Origin of the sequence: Shewanella fidelis ATCC BAA-318 (assembly GCF_000518605.1) — a bacterium.
In the GTDB taxonomy this organism is placed as follows: Bacteria; Pseudomonadota; Gammaproteobacteria; order Enterobacterales; family Shewanellaceae; genus Shewanella; species Shewanella fidelis.
The window spans coordinates 428,195-442,523 of the sequence record NZ_JADX01000004.1 but is presented as its reverse complement, the minus strand read 5'-3'; the positions used below and the strand labels follow the sequence as shown (position 1 = coordinate 442,523).

Below are 14,329 nucleotides of genomic sequence, written 5' to 3'. Positions count from 1 at the left end.
TAGCAATAAATATCGACACCAGCCGCAAAAACTCAACGATCTTGATGAATATTCATCACCATCAACTCTCGCAGCTAAGTGCAATAAAGTAATTTGATTTTTTAGTAGCTATCCCATTTCAGGTGACCAAATGCGTCAGGCATTAATCGTATTTTTCTTTCTATTTTCCTCATTCAATATCTTGGCACAAGAAACTAACAAGCCTGAGTTAGAGCGCGTTGTTAGAGTTGGCTATCCAACATTCGATTGGCAACCCTTCACTTATGTCAGCAAAGAGAAAAAAGTCATTGGTTTATTGCCTGCGATATTTCAAGAGATCGCCAAAAACAGTGGCTATCAAATTGAGGTGTTGACCTATCCCAGCTACGCAGAAGTCAATCAAGCACTGCGCCATGGAGAGGTCGATATCGTTATGGGGGCGTCTAAAACCCCCGAAAGAGTCACTTGGCTAAGCTTCAGCTCACCTATCATGTTAGTTCCTAATGCGGTGATTACCCATGAAGCCAATATTAATAGTTTGCTTGAATTAAAAGACCAACATATTGCAACCGAAGCTGGATTTGCAATCAATGAAGTATTACTTAGAGCAACCGCAAGCCAAATTGAGTTGAGTAATTACCCCGGAAGCCAAGATGCATATTCTGCTGTGGTAAAGGGCTACGTTGATGCTTATGTCGGTAATGCAATTACCTTAGACTACCTGTTCACACATCAAAATGCGCCAGATGATCTTAATATCAGTTTATTACAGGATATGCCGTTTGATCATTTGCATTTTGCAGGCTTATATAAAAATCAAAAACTTATCGATGAGCTAAACACAGGTCTTAAATTAATCTCGAATAAGACATTCAATGAGCTTTACGAAGTTTGGCTTACCAAGTCTCAAAGTCGCTATGTCTATCAACAACACGAACTAAACCTTACTGATGAAGAGATCTGTGCCATTCGTGAAAAGCGCAACATTAAAGTACTTTACTCTCCTAACAACTACCCTTTCGCGTTTACTAATGAAAAAGGTGAAATGGATGGAATGAGTGCAGACATATTAAAAATCATGGCTAAACGACTCAATCTTATAATCGTGCCAACCGCTTACTCCGGTAACGATATTGCAAGTGAGTTAGTTAACGGTGATTTTGACCTTGTGCTCTCTTATACATGTAAAGAACAAAGCATTCCTTACATAAACTGTACTTCTGCCTATGTCCAGGATCCTTGGATTGCTGTAAGTTCAATTAATTCAAATACCTTAGCCTTAAGTAAGACTCGTAGGCTAGGTGTGCTTAGTGGCCATAAAAAATTAACTAATATCCAACCATTTTTTCCAGCAGCACAAGAATATAAATTTGATTCAACGGAGCAACTATTAACTGCAGTACTGGATAAAAATGTAGACGTTGCGGTATTGCCGCTGTCAAAAGCCAATAGGCTGATAAGCCCACGTTACTTTGGCCAATTAAAAATAATAAATGACCCCGTTGGTGATCATAGCCGTGCTATCAGTTTTGGTGTGAATAAAACAAAAAACACTTTGCTTTCAATCCTAAATAAAGCGCATACGTCAATTGCAGAAGAAGAGATGCAAGCCATTAACCACAAATGGAATGACGTTAAAATCAACAGTGAATTTTCGTTTAACAGTATTCCAAGTTGGTTATTATTAATCATTGGGGGCGTATTAAGCACGCTTCTTATTATTGTTTATTCAAATAGAAAACTAAAAGCAGAAATAGCCCAAAGGCATAGCGTAGAAAAAGAGCTCAGGCTCGTAAATAGTAACTTTGGTGGCATTGTCGCGCAGCTTGTACGTTATGGTGACGATATTAATGATATTTCTTGGAGTTACGTCAGCAGTAATATCGAGAAATATTTAGGCCTTACACCAGAGCAGCTTTATCAAAGTCCGCACCTATTAATGGAGTTTCTTAGTGAACATGCCGAAGAACATGACTTTCTGAATGATATTCAAGAGTCACGCTTTTCAGATTCACTATACACTACGCTAAAGTTGAACATTAACGGCCAGTCATCTTGGTTTCAAGTTACGGGTATTTGTACTCTAGTCAGTAAAAATAGACACTGGACATTTACCTTAGTCGATATCTCTTTATTGAAGCAAAAGCAATCCGAGCTTAACGAGGCTCGCCAACTTGCAGAAGCCGCTGCAGAGGCTAAATCACGCTTTTTAGCCATGATGAGCCATGAAATTCGCACGCCGATTAGTGGTATTTTAAGTTTACTTGAGCTGATGACACCGCATTTAAACAGTAAAGAGTTATACGGGATCCACAAAAACCTTACCCACTCAGGTAATAATTTGCTAAACATCGTCAATGATGTTCTAGATTTTTCAAAAATTGAAGCTGGAAAACTAATACTGACTCCAACAGATTGCCATCTAAGCAGTTTTATCTGCGAACTTGTTCAACCCCATATTGCTCATGTTGAACGCAAAGGCCTGAAATTTAATCTATGGTTAGATCCGCAATTAGCCTATTCAGTGCAGCTTGATAAGCTACGATTAAAACAAGTACTAAATAACCTGCTTAACAACGCCTCAAAATTCACAAGCGAAGGTGAGATTTGGCTTTCAATAGACTTATTGAAAGCTAGCGATGAACAGCAAACAATTAGCTTCGCTGTAACTGATACCGGAATAGGAATTTCTGAATGTGATATTGATAAGCTATTTCTGCCGTTTGAACAGGTAGATTTAAGCAGTGAACGACGCTTTAGTGGTACTGGGTTAGGCCTATCGATCTGCCAGCAACTCGTGCACCTCATGGGGGGCGAGATTTCTGTGAGCAGTACTCGTGGCCAAGGAAGTACATTCAGGTTCAACTTGAGTTGTCCAATTGTAGCGGTTGAAATTCCAACAAAAATCAATAAACACTGTGGCATTCTTGTTAGCGATCCTAACAGTTATGATTTGCTCAATGATTACCTAAAGAGTTGGCACTGTAGCGCGTTAGATCTATCCGCTCTTGAAAATAAAATGTCTCTCGCTACCTGGGCAACAGGTAGCAAAGTAGACGTTTTGCTTATTGATAATCAATGGTGTACTCAGCAAGGTATTACGCTCAGCTGGTTGAAACGTTGCATTCCGCACATACAAATTATTTTACTAAAAAACCAAAGTATGTTGTCACCAACGCCTGCAAGTCTTGGTTGGGCTCTATCAATTACGCCGCTAATCCCTGAGCATCTTTTACATTTGATTACTAAACCAGATTTCTTTGAATCCAAATTTGCGAATGCTAACACCACACCTAGTTTAACACTCACTCGTGATCAAGCTATTGCTCAAAACAAGTTAATTTTAGTTGCTGAAGACCACCCAATTAACCAAGACGTTATCCGAATGCAGCTAACAAAACTAGGATACTTTGCGGATATATTCGAAGATGGAAGACAGGCGTTAGCAGCCTACCAACAGCAAAAGTACAATTTATTACTGACTGATTGCCATATGCCAGAACTTGACGGTTATGGTTTGGTTAGAATTATTCGCGAAACAGAGCGAGCTAACTTAGTAGCACCTTTACCGGTTGTCGCACTTACAGCTAATGCAATTTCCAGTGAAAGAGATCGCTGTCAAGATTTAGGCTTTGATGACTACTTGATCAAACCGATCAGCCTAAGCCAATTACAAAAAGTGTTACAAAAACACCTAGGTGATACTGCTGAAAAGCCTTTAGCTGTTACAGCAGTTGAGGAACTAAAAACGAATAATGAACAAATTTCAGATAGCGATCTAGACTCTGTAGTACTGGCTGTTGATATAGAGGCTCTTATGATTAACTTTGGTGATATGGCAATCTGTAAGAGCTTGCTAAGCAAATTTATTGCGACAGCACAGCAAGATACTCCACAACTAAAACAAGCAGTAACCACTGCTAGCTTTGAAATGATTGCCCATATATCCCACAGATTTAAGGGAGCTGCTGGCGTGATTGAGTCTCAACCATTAGCACAAGTATCAAAAGAACTGGAGGCTGCGGCCATTGCAAAAAACATTACTCAGTGTCAGCAGCTATTGAGTCAGCTAATCCATTGTATTGATCAAATAACAGCTGAAGTGGAACAACTATAAATGAAAGTGCTAGTTATTGAAGATCATGAATTTCAGCGTGAAGCGATGCTAATGCAGCTTGCGTTAATTGAGCAACCGATTATTGGTGAAGTAGCCACAGCCGCCTCGGGCAAAGAAGCATTGGCAATGATGGCAAACTTCAACCCTGATGTATTGCTTTGTGACCTAAAAATGCCAGAAATGGATGGTATCACCTTCCTTAGCTACTTAAGTGAACAATCATTTAATGGTTCAATTATTATTACCAGTGCCAGCAGTGATATTGTGCTAAATACCGTGCAAAAAATGTGTTTGAGCTATCATCTAAAAGTGATAGGGGCTATCAATAAGCCGATAAAAATAACCACATTAAAAGAATTGCTCACTTTAGCGAGTATAGAGCAGCAAAAAAACGCTGTATTCTCAGGTCCGCATACAATCAAAAATAAAGATTTTACAGAAAAAGAGCTAAACCACGCTTTACAACAGGGATGGATCCAACCTTACTTTCAACCATTAGTCACACTCGAAAATGGTGACTGGTTTAGCTGTGAAGCACTCATTCGCTTTATTCATCCAGTATTAGGAGTTCTTCCACCAGCAAGCTTTTTACCACTGTTGAGTAAAATGCAGAAAGATGCTGAATTAGCACTACTTAGCATTGAGTATATTCTTCAGAACCAGCAAGCACTGCAAGATAGGCCGGTTGCTATCAACATCACTCCAACCACCTTAATGCATGACAGTTTTGTCAATAATATCCTTGCCATTGTTGATGAATATCCACACCTAAGCCAAAAGATTTACTTTGAAATCACAGAGTCTGACGCCCTTGAAAATACAGGTCGTGGATTAGAGTCTGCTTCGCGTCTAGCAATGCATGGCTTCAATCTATCTATCGACGATTTCGGTACAGGTTATTCCTCACTATCTTTGCTAGATACCCTACCTTTTGACTCGTTAAAGATCGATATGAGCTTTATAAGGCCAATGGAGAGCAATAAAACCGCCGCTGCTATCGTAGAAGCCTGCTTATTATTGAGCCAGCGTTTACAGCTAAACTCTGTCGCTGAAGGAGTTGAATCATTAGCCCTATGGCGTCACCTGCAGCAACTTAGTTGCAAGTTAGCACAGGGGTATTTTATTGCACCTCCAATGCCCATTGACCGATTAAAGCAATGGCATAATGACTGGCAGCTGAAAGTAATAAAACTGCAATTAACAAATTAACCTTAGCTGCAGCTAAGTATTAATGGTAGTGCAGTGACAACATCTTAAGGGCCATACGTCCAATGAATAAGACCTTTTTCTGTCTGCCGCAGAATCCAGCCAACTAACACCACTTAAACTGCAATAAAACTGCACAATACCAACTTATAAGCTAATCTTTAGTTGCAGCGTTATCATTTAAATAACTAGATCGAAAGGATAGTCGTCGCCCAGTTTTCGATAATGCGGAGCCATACTCACATAGACTGAAGGAATAGTATGCTGTGAATCAGATATGCCATAATCCCCTTGAAAACAGTCAATACATTGAAGTCATTGATCTACTATCTTATCCAATCGCAATCATCGATTCAGCGGGAGTGATCCGACTAGTCAACAGTAGTTGGAAAGAGTTTGCCTGTTTCAAACATTTCAATATTAGTAATTGGATTGGTATCGATTATTTACAATTGTGTAGCCAAGGCTCTCAAACTTGTATACCCCAAAGCTTAAAAAAAATACTCAACCAAGATATTGATTACATAAAGATTGAATATCATTGTGAAGACAAAGATTGTAATCATTTCTTTCAATTATCTGCCAACAAAATCCGCATAAATGACACCGACTATCTCATGGTGAGTCACGAAGAGGTACTTGCCAAAGAAGAACTAATTAAAAGCCAGCAACGTTTATCTATTGCAGTGAACGCTGCTCAAATAGGGATTTGGGACTACGATCTGAAAACCCAATCGCTGCATTGGGATAGCTGGATGTACAAAATATATGGCATCTGTCCTAATCAAACCCAAGCGGCATATAACGTATGGGAAAATAGTGTACATCCTGAAGACCTTGCTCAAGCCGTCGATGATTTTAATAAAGCTGTTAGAACTGGTGAGAATTTTGAAAGCGAATTTCGTATCATTCGAGGCGATGGTGAAATCAGACATATACAAGCGTCAGCTAAAGTCATTACTGATAGTCAGCGTATTGCCATACGCTTAGTTGGCACCAATATTGATATAACCCAAACAAAAAAGTCTGAAACAAAAATCTATGAGCTTGCATACTTTGATCAACTCACCAAACTCCCTAATCGACGTTTGCTCGAAGATAGAGTCTGTCAGTCATTAGTACTAAACCGTAAATTAAAATCTTATGCATCATTGCTCTTTGTTGACATAGACAACTTCAAATCCGTAAATGCTCTCAATAACCACAATGTGGGCGATCAAGTACTAAGAGCCCTTGCTGATAGGATTAGTAGTAATATCGAACTAGAAGCAACAGCTTGTAGACTTAGTGGCGATAAATTCATGGTGTTCCTGCCTCATATCTCCAACGACAAACTTGAAGCAATGAAACATGTAAAATCTATAGCTAGGAAACTGATACAAAAAATCCAAATGCCTTTAACCCTCAATAGCACTGCATTTAAGCTAACTGCCAGTATCGGCATGACCTTATTTAATGGCGAAGCAGTTTACATTGAAGACTTAATCAAACAAGCAGAGCTAGCCATGTATAAAGTTAAAGAGTCTGGCCGCAACAATATCAGTTTCTACGATCCTCAAATGCAAATCGAAATCCTACAGCGTAAACAGATGGAAAATGATTTAGAGCGAGCGGTACTTAACGATGAATTTAATCTCTTTTACCAAGCACAAGTATCCAATCACAGCGGAGTCGTTGGTGCCGAAGCTTTACTTCGCTGGTTTCACCCAGAACAGGGGATTATTTCCCCTGATAAATTCATTCCTCAACTCGAAGAAACGGGCTTAATCGTTTTAGTAGGGGAAAAAGTACTGCATGATGGCTGTAAAAAATTGCAGCAATGGGCAAGCATTCCCGAATTTAGTCAATTAACTCTATCTGTAAATGTAAGTTCAGCACAGTTATTACATGAGGGGTTTAGCAGCTACGTAATCCAGCTTGTAAGCCAATTCAAGATAAAATCTGGCAAGTTAAAATTAGAAATAACAGAAAGTACCTTTATCGAAAATATCGATGCCACTATCGCAGTGATGAATGAACTAGCGAGCGTTGGAGTGCAATTCTCCCTAGACGATTTTGGAACCGGTTTCTCATCGCTTAGCTACCTAAAGTCATTGCCACTCACAGAGTTGAAAATTGATAAATCCTTTATTAAAGACATAATTAAAGATGGTAGCGATATGGCAATATCGCAGACTATTGTTAACCTTGCTAACAGCTTAAAGTTTGATGTTATTGCTGAAGGGGTTGAATGTGCTGAACAGCAGTATTTACTTCACCAAATAGGTTGTAATAACTACCAAGGTTACCATTTTAATCGTCCCGCAGAAGCAGATGAGTTTGAAGCATTTGCGAAAAACTATAACAAACAGCTTCGACCTAAACCGGCTGGAGCTCATGAGCAATGCTTAACCCATCAATCCCAGTTAAGAGCCTAACATTAGCGCTTTCAAGCTGAGTATAGGCTCATTATTCACAGTTAGAAGCTAACTTTTAATCTCCAAAACCTCATTCACTTGCAGCTCATCAATTTTGGTCACTAACAGCTGATCAACTTTGTAACTGTCAACATCAACCACTTCAAACTTATAGCCAGCATGTATCACTGAATCTGTACACTTAGGGATCTTACGAAGCATGAACATCATGAAACCCGCAATGGTTTCATAGTTATGATTTTGTGGAAACTCCTCAATATCAAGCGCTCGCATAACATCAATTATCGGGGTCACACCGTCCATTAACCAAGAACGTTCATCTCGAGCAATAATCTGCTCTTCGCTTTCAGGTAAAGACCAAGCGCCCATCACTGCGTCTTGCAGATCTTTCGCGGTCACCACCCCGACGACTAACGAGTATTCATTCATCACAATTGCAAAATCGGCACGGCTATTTTTAAAATAATCCATAGACTCCGATAGGCTCAAAGTGTCAGGAATAATAAAGCAGTTAGTGACTAAGTTTTTATCTTTGAGGCTTATTTTTTCGCCATTAATCAAATAAATCAGTAACTTTTTGGCATTAACAATACCCACAACAGTATCGAGTTGTTCATCGCAAACCAAAAAGTTTGAGTGCGGCTGCTCTGCAATTTTGGCCTTAATCTCCTCTTCACTATCTTGCAGTAAAAAGTAAGCTAAGCTGTCGCGAGCAGTCATAGCAGCAGTCACAGGAATACTTTGCATCTCAAACACTTTTTCCATCATCAGCTGATCGCCTTTATCTAGCACACCAGCTTCAGCTCCCGCATCCATCACCGCGTAGATATCATCTGAGGTCACCGCATCATTGCGAGCAGTTTGCACCTGAAATACTCGAAAAACTAAGTTAGCAGAACCGTTAAAAAACCATACCAATGGCTTTAACACCAAAATACACACCATCATTGGGCCAACAAAGGTCATTGCCACTTTTTCAGGGAATGCCATCGCTAAGCGCTTAGGAATAAGATCTGCGATTAAAATAAATAAGCTGGTAACAAGCGCAAACGAAAGCAAGAAACTGGTTTTATCCAGCCAAGGGCCAGTTAACCATGACGATAAAAATGCGTGAATATGTGGCGTAAACGCAGACTCACCTACAATACCGCCCATAATAGCAACCGCATTTAGGCCAATTTGCACTACAGTAAAAAAGTTGCCGGGTTGCTCTTGTAATAACAACACTTTATCAGCGCGAATATCACCTTCACTGGATAATTGACGCAAACGAATTTTACGCGCAGCCGCAAGGGCGATCTCAGACATTGAAAAAAAACAACTCACTCCAATAAGGAGTAAAATAATCACAGCATTATCAAAGAAGCTCATCTAGCACCTACCCTAAAACTAAAATACACACCTATCTCTGTACTGCATCTAACAATTTTTGTTTATTGACAGCCAGTTAACCACAAGCAAATGTAAGTATAATACCAATAACCTGTCGCGCGAGCGCGGAGTATATCCACAATATAGACACTGCACCAGATAATAAATTAGACAACGAAAATGGTCACTTTTTAAATCTAAGTCACCTCCGCAAACTTTAAGCAAAGCAAGAGTGAATCGCTGTTGCTCTAGATTTGGCAACTGACTACCTAGACCTCTTAGAAACAAAATCTTTGGCACTTCGCTTATTTTGGCTACGCCTATTAGCCTTTTTATCTCTGGGTGGTCTTTTACTCACTGCCGAAGCAGGTTTATCCGTCACTTCAAATCCATGCAGAGGTTCAAGTTTAATCGCTCGCCCAGTTAACTTCTCAATCGCTTTTAGATTATCAAGCTCACCATGACACACTAAGGATATCGCTCTACCATTATCGCCAGCTCTTGCTGTTCGGCCAATGCGATGTACATAAACTGGCGCACTCATAGGCAAAGCAAAATTAATAACGACTGGTAACGCATCAATATGAATGCCACGAGATAATAGGTCTGTCGTCACTAACACCTGCAATTCGTCGCCCTTAAATGCCTCAAGAGTTTGTTGTCTCTGCTGATGCTCTTTATCCCCATGTAAAGCTGCCGCTGGGATCCCCGCTTTGACTAATCTTTTAGCAAGCTTATCTGCATCATCTCGCCCATTGATAAACACCAAAACCTGTGACCATTGATGCTGCTTTAAGAGGGCTGACAGAGCTTTCGCTTTATCGCCTTTATTAACTAAATAGACGGACTCATTAATATTCTTAGCCACGCTATTAGCAGCTTGTGCAGTGAGCTTGATGGGATTATTTAGCAGCTGAGCAACTTTGTCGTTAAGCGCAGGCATAAGAGTGGCCGAAAACAGCAAGGTTTGACGCTTAGCTGGTATAAACTCAACAATCGACTCCAAGTCAGGCCAAAAACCCATGTCCATGAGCCTATCAGCCTCATCGAGTACCAACTGCTTTACACCATGAAGCGAAAGTTGTTGCTGACGTAAGAAATCAAGTAATCGTCCAGGGGTTGCCACCACCAATTGTGGCCGCTCACCAAGCCCTTTAACTTGCTCGGCTCTATCTACCCCGCCGCATAGAACAGTTACTTTGACAGTAGCTGAAACTAACTCAATAGCCTCAGCAACTTGCAGCGCTAACTCTCTCGTAGGCACAATGACTAACGCCTTGATCTCGCCGTCACTCATATCGCTGTTGCTGATAGTCTGTAGCAGTGGCAAACCAAAAGCGTACGTTTTACCACTGCCAGTTTGCGCAAGCGCTAACACATCTTTACCCGCGAGTATTTCAGGGATTGCCAGCTTTTGGATCTCTGTCGCTACAGATAATTTAGCTGGCAGCTGAGATAGGATTTGAGTCGTTAAATTTAAGTTGGAAAAATTCATAATACAGGCTAGTCACGAGAATTGCGTGGAGTGTAACTAGCGCACTGCAATTAGTAAAATGAAGCTTTTAACGCCGCCTTAAGTAGTAAGCTAAAGCTTGGCTCGTAAATAACTCGCTATACCTTGAAATAAATCCACGATTAGAGGCTGATCTATGAGCGGCTTTTAGTGTAAAATCCTCTCTTTCGTCAACCAAAAGCCGAAGCTATAGCAAACTATCTCTTCGAGCAGGTCTAAAAGCAGGTTTAAAGCATGTCTCCAAGTCAGACTCAAGCTCAGTTTTATCTGTTGCCAAAGGAAGTACCCAGCGCCAATAACACCGCGCTGGATCAAGTGTATCTTCTTGCCTGCCAACTCGCTCAGCGAGCCTTTGCTCAACAAGAGTTAGTCTACATTCATTGCCAAGATCAACAGCAAGCTTACGCGATTGACGAGCTACTTTGGCAGTTTGAGCCACAATCATTTGTGCCTCATAATCTTAAAGGTGAAGGCCCATTAGGCGGCGCACCGGTAGAAATTGGATTTGACAGGCTGGGAGCTAACAAAAAACGTCATCTTCTGGTTAATCTTGCAGACCAAGTGCCACAATTTGCGGTAAACTTTGAACAGATTATCGATTTCGTTGCCAATGACGATAACCATAAAGCGATTGCTCGTGATCGCTATCGGCAATATCGCACGCTTGGCGTCACTTTAATGACCCAAGATTTAGCAACACAACCAATTAATTTTTAGTTTGAGATAAACACGCCCCATGGAAAAAACATATAACCCGCAGTCTATAGAACAGTCTCTCTACCAAAACTGGGAAGAGAAAGGTTACTTCAAGCCACACGGCGATGAGTCTCAAGGCAACTATTGCATCATGATCCCGCCACCAAACGTGACGGGTAGCTTGCACATGGGTCATGCCTTCCAAGATACCATCATGGACACCTTGACTCGTTACCAACGTATGAAGGGTAAGAACACGCTTTGGCAGGTCGGTACCGATCATGCTGGTATTGCAACTCAAATGTTGGTTGAACGTAAAGTCGCAGCAGAAGAAGGTTTAAGCCGTCACGATCTTGGCCGAGAAAACTTCATCGATCGTATCTGGGATTGGAAAGCACACTCTGGTGGCACTATCACTAAGCAGCTACGTCGTCTTGGCGCCTCTGTGGATTGGGATCGCGAACGTTTCACCATGGATGAAGGCATGTCTGATGCCGTTCAAGAAGTGTTTGTTCGACTATATGAAGATGACCTCATCTACCGTGGTAAGCGCTTAGTAAACTGGGATCCAAAACTACACACTGCGATTTCTGATCTCGAAGTTGAGAACAAAGAAAAGCAAGGCAGCATGTGGCACTTCCGCTACCCACTCGCTGATGGTGCTCTAACAGCTGACGGTAAAGATTACCTAGAGGTTGCCACGACACGTCCTGAAACTATGCTAGGCGACAGCGCTGTTGCGGTTCATCCTGAAGATGAGCGTTACCAATCGCTAATCGGTAAGTTTATTCTACTACCAATCGTAAATCGTCTTATCCCAATCGTTGCTGACGACTATGTGGATATGGAGTTTGGTACTGGTTGTGTGAAGATCACTCCTGCACACGACTTTAACGACTATGAAGTTGGTAAGCGTCACGCGCTGCCTATGTACAATATTCTAACGATTGACGCTGCAATCCGCTCGAGCGCTGAAGTAGTAAATACTGACGGCAGTGCCAATAACGAGTTAGATAACAGCTTACCTGAGCGTTATGCCGGCCTTGACCGCTTCAAAGCTCGTACCGCTGTTGTTGAAGAGTTTGAAACATTAGGCCTGCTAGGCAAAATCGATCCACACGCATTAAAGGTACCTTATGGTGACCGCAGCGGCGTTGTGATTGAGCCGTTACTTACAGACCAATGGTATGTTGCAGTTGCCCCTATGGCTAAAACTGCAATGGAAGCCGTTGAAAACGGTGACATCAAGTTCGTACCACAGCAATATGAGAACATGTACAACTCTTGGATGCGTGACATTCAAGACTGGTGTATCTCACGTCAACTTTGGTGGGGTCACCGTATCCCAGCATGGTACGACGAAGCAGGTAAAGTTTACGTTGGCCGTGATGAAGCTGAAATCCGTGCTAAGCACAAGCTAGACGACACTGTTGTTCTACGCCAAGATCCAGATGTACTTGATACTTGGTTCAGCTCTGCACTTTGGACATTCTCTACTCTGGGCTGGCCAGAAGATACTGCTGAGCTTAAAGCTTTCCACCCGACAGATGTGTTGGTAACAGGCTTTGACATCATCTTCTTCTGGGTTGCCCGTATGATCATGATGACAATGCACTTCATCAAAGATGAAAATGGCAAGCCACAAGTACCATTTAAAACGGTATACGTTACCGGTCTTATCCGTGATGAAGCGGGTAATAAGATGTCTAAGTCTAAGGGTAACGTACTTGACCCATTAGATATGATTGATGGTATCGATCTTGAATCTCTAGTTGAAAAGCGTACTGGCAACATGATGCAGCCACAGCTTGCCGCTAAGATTGAAAAGAGCACCCGCAAAGAGTTTGCCGATGGTATTGAAGCACATGGTACTGACGCGCTGCGCTTTACATTGGCATCAATGGCATCAACCGGTCGTGACATCAACTGGGACATGAAGCGCCTAGATGGTTACCGTAGCTTCTGTAACAAGATCTGGAACGCATCACGCTACGTGTTAATGAACACAGAAGTACAAGCAGAAGGTGCTAGCGATGATGCTATCGGTGAAGCGCTTGATTGCGGACAGCATGGTGGAGAGATGGAACTGTCTCTTGCGGATCGCTGGATTATTGGTTTATTCAACCAAACGGTTAAAGCTTATGATGAGCATATGGCTAACTACCGTTTCGACTTAGCAGCTAACACTATTTACGAGTTCACTTGGAACCAATTCTGTGACTGGTACTTAGAGCTAACTAAACCTGTTATGCAAAGCGGTACAGATGCGCAGCTTCGTGGTACACGCCATACTTTGGTGAATGTACTTGAGCAGATGCAACGTCTAATGCACCCAATCATGCCTTACCTAACAGAGACTATCTGGCAACGCGTTAAGCCGCTTGCAGGTGTTGAAGGTGAGACTTTAATGCTGGCTCAGTTCCCTGAATTCCAAGCAGATAAAGTTGATGCCGTAGCAATGGAAGATCTTGAGTGGGTTAAGCAAGTGATTGTTGCTGTACGTAATATCCGTGCTGAGCTAAATATTGCCCCATCTAAGCCATTAAATGCGCTTCTACGTGGTGTGAGTGAGCAAGATAAGGCGCGCTTAGAAGCAAACCAAACCTTCTTCAAGACCTTAGCTAAGCTTGAGTCTATGACGATTCTAGCCGATGGTGAAACTGCGCCAATGTCAACTACCCAGTTAGTAGGCGACATGGAGCTATTGATCCCTATGGCTGGTCTTATCGACGTAGCTAAAGAAGTGGCACGTATCGACAAGCTACTTGAAAAAGCACAAGCTGAATTTGCACGTATCGAAGGTAAGCTTTCTAACCAAGGCTTCGTTGCCAAAGCACCTGCAGCCGTGATTGAAAAAGAGCGTGCTAAGCAAGCTGAATATCAACGTGATATGGACAAACTGACTGAGCAAAAAGCTGAGCTTGCAAAGCTAGAAGGCTAAGTCATTTGCCGTTAACTCTCTTGTTAAGGGTTAACCGATAAAAAAGGGCTGTCACTGACAGCCCTTTTTATTATCTCAATTTTGCTAAC

Annotated in this window: 7 protein-coding genes; 5 read left to right on the top strand and 2 right to left on the bottom strand. The window is 41.7% G+C overall.

Annotated elements, in window-relative coordinates:
• Window positions 1-130 precede the first annotated feature (130 nt).
• From L884_RS0101885 to L884_RS21560, 3 genes are all read left to right on the top strand, one after another.
• Window positions 131-4,096, top strand: coding sequence for a transporter substrate-binding domain-containing protein (locus L884_RS0101885; RefSeq protein ID WP_028765897.1), 3,966 nt, complete (start codon window positions 131-133; stop codon window positions 4,094-4,096).
• Entirely contained in the window at window positions 4,097-5,305 is a 1,209-nt protein-coding gene (locus tag L884_RS0101880; protein WP_028765896.1) for an EAL domain-containing response regulator, read from the top strand.
• 263 nt (window positions 5,306-5,568) lie between these two features.
• On the top strand, window positions 5,569-7,719 hold the full coding sequence (locus tag L884_RS21560) for a putative bifunctional diguanylate cyclase/phosphodiesterase (RefSeq protein WP_051435492.1): 2,151 nt from the start codon (window positions 5,569-5,571) through the stop codon (window positions 7,717-7,719).
• 48 nt (window positions 7,720-7,767) lie between these two features.
• Here the strand turns inward: L884_RS21560 and paeA are convergent, their stop codons facing one another.
• Window positions 7,768-9,090: a polyamine export protein PaeA gene (paeA, locus tag L884_RS0101870; protein WP_028765895.1), complete on the bottom strand. Its 1,323-nt coding sequence runs from the start codon at window positions 9,088-9,090 to the stop codon at window positions 7,768-7,770.
• A 265-nt stretch (window positions 9,091-9,355) separates the two neighbouring features.
• The gene (locus tag L884_RS0101865) at window positions 9,356-10,585 is read right to left on the bottom strand and encodes a DEAD/DEAH box helicase (RefSeq protein WP_028765894.1); all 1,230 of its coding nucleotides are present in this window, start codon (window positions 10,583-10,585) and stop codon (window positions 9,356-9,358) included.
• A 252-nt stretch (window positions 10,586-10,837) separates the two neighbouring features.
• Here L884_RS0101865 and L884_RS0101860 point away from each other — a divergent pair, with 252 nt between their 5' ends.
• Together L884_RS0101860 and L884_RS0101855 are read left to right on the top strand one after the other, a co-directional pair.
• Window positions 10,838-11,320, top strand: a complete 483-nt coding sequence (locus L884_RS0101860; RefSeq protein WP_028765893.1) for a DNA polymerase III subunit chi — start codon at window positions 10,838-10,840, stop codon at window positions 11,318-11,320.
• A 19-nt stretch (window positions 11,321-11,339) separates the two neighbouring features.
• Window positions 11,340-14,240 carry a valine--tRNA ligase gene (locus L884_RS0101855; protein ID WP_028765892.1) on the top strand — a complete coding sequence of 967 codons (2,901 nt, stop codon included), beginning with the start codon at window positions 11,340-11,342 and terminating at the stop codon, window positions 14,238-14,240.
• Window positions 14,241-14,329 lie beyond the last annotated feature (89 nt).